This window comes from Actinomycetospora sp. (assembly GCF_055612215.1).
The window spans coordinates 1-1699 of the sequence record NZ_JBVPVA010000870.1 but is presented as its reverse complement, the minus strand read 5'-3'; the positions used below and the strand labels follow the sequence as shown (position 1 = coordinate 1699).

At 68.0% G+C, this 1699-nt stretch carries 1 protein-coding gene; it reads right to left on the bottom strand.

Annotated elements, in window-relative coordinates; translation table 11 throughout:
• A partial coding sequence (gene rpsA / locus AC0CYZ_RS23595; protein ID WP_472219851.1) for a 30S ribosomal protein S1 occupies window positions 1-1338 on the bottom strand: 1338 nt, incomplete at its 3' end.
• Between the last annotated feature and the right edge of the window lie 361 nt (window positions 1339-1699).

Here is a 1699-nt window from a genome sequence, read left to right as displayed (position 1 = left end):
CTCCTGCTCCGCGGTGCGCTGCAGCTGCGCGATGTGCTGCTGGTAGCGGGCGTACGCCGCCTGGTACTGGCGCTCCCACTCCTCGCGCTGGGACTCGAAGCCCTCGCGCCACTCCCCGGAGTCGGGGTCGAAGCCCTCCGGGTAGATGTAGTTGCCGGCGTCGTCGTACTCGGCGCCCATGCCGTACAGGGCCGGGTCGAACTCGGTCTCGGTCGTCATGCCCTCGTTCGCCTGCTTCAGCGAGAGCGAGATGCGGCGACGGTCGAGGTCGATGTCGATGACCTTGACCATGACGTCGTTGCCGACCTGCACGACCTGCTCCGGCACCTCGACGTGGCGCTCGGCCAGCTCGGAGATGTGGACCAGGCCCTCGATGCCCTCGTCGACGCGGACGAACGCACCGAACGGCACCAGCTTCGTGACCTTGCCGGGCACGATCTGGCCGATCTGGTGGGTCCGGGCGAACTGGCGCCAGGGGTCCTCCTGCGTCGCCTTGAGCGACAGCGAGACCCGCTCGCGGTCCAGGTCGACGTCGAGGACCTCGACCGTGACCTCCTGGCCCACCTCGACGACCTCGCTCGGGTGGTCGATGTGCTTCCAGGAGAGCTCGGAGACGTGGACGAGACCGTCGACGCCGCCGAGGTCGACGAACGCACCGAAGTTGACGATCGACGAGACCTGACCCTTGCGGATCTGGCCCTTGGCGAGCTGGTTGAGGAACTCGCTGCGCACCGCCGACTGGGTCTGCTCCAGCCAGGCGCGGCGGGACAGGACCACGTTGTTGCGGTTCTTGTCCAGCTCGATGATCTTGGCCTCGATCTCCTTGCCGACGTACGGCTGGAGATCGCGGACGCGGCGCATCTCGACCAGGGAGGCGGGGAGGAAGCCGCGGAGGCCGATGTCGAGGATGAGACCACCCTTGACGACCTCGATGACGGTGCCCTTGACCGGCTCGTCGTTGTCCTTGAGCTGCTCGATCGTGCCCCAGGCGCGCTCGTACTGCGCGCGCTTCTTGGACAGGATCAGCCGACCCTCCTTGTCCTCCTTCTGGAGGACGAGGGCTTCGACCTCGTCGCCGACGGCGACGACCTCGTGGGGGTCGACATCGTGCTTGATGGACAGCTCGCGCGAGGGGATGACCCCCTCGGTCTTGTAGCCGATGTCGAGGAGGACCTCGTCCCGGTCGACCTTGACGATGGTGCCTTCGACGATGTCGCCATCGTTGAAGTACTTGATCGTCTTGTCGATGGCGGCGAGGAAGTCCTCTTCCGACCCGATGTCGTTCACAGCCACCTGAGGGCTGGTCGTGTTCGGGGCGGTGTGGGTGTCGATGGACATATAGGGGACGGCTCCGGGATGGGCAGGTCTCGGTCGGGTGGACTGTTCCCACGAGGGCGGACGTCGACCTGACGCTGATCGGCACCCGGGGGGCCGAGAGGACCGCTACCCAGCCGGAGGGAACCCGACGGCGCGGATCCGGACAGGGCGAGACCACTGACGTGGAACTCCATCGTATCCGTCGCGGAGTTCGTCCGGCAAACGGGGCACGCGTCGTGTGCGCCGGGGGTCGGCGCAGGCTCTCGGCAGGTGACGGACCGGTCTCGGGGCCGTGCCAGGATGCCCCCATGAGCGCCGGCGCCGCGATGCCGCCACCGGGGCCGGGAGCGTCGGCGGGCACGTCCGGCACCGTCGCCCGGCC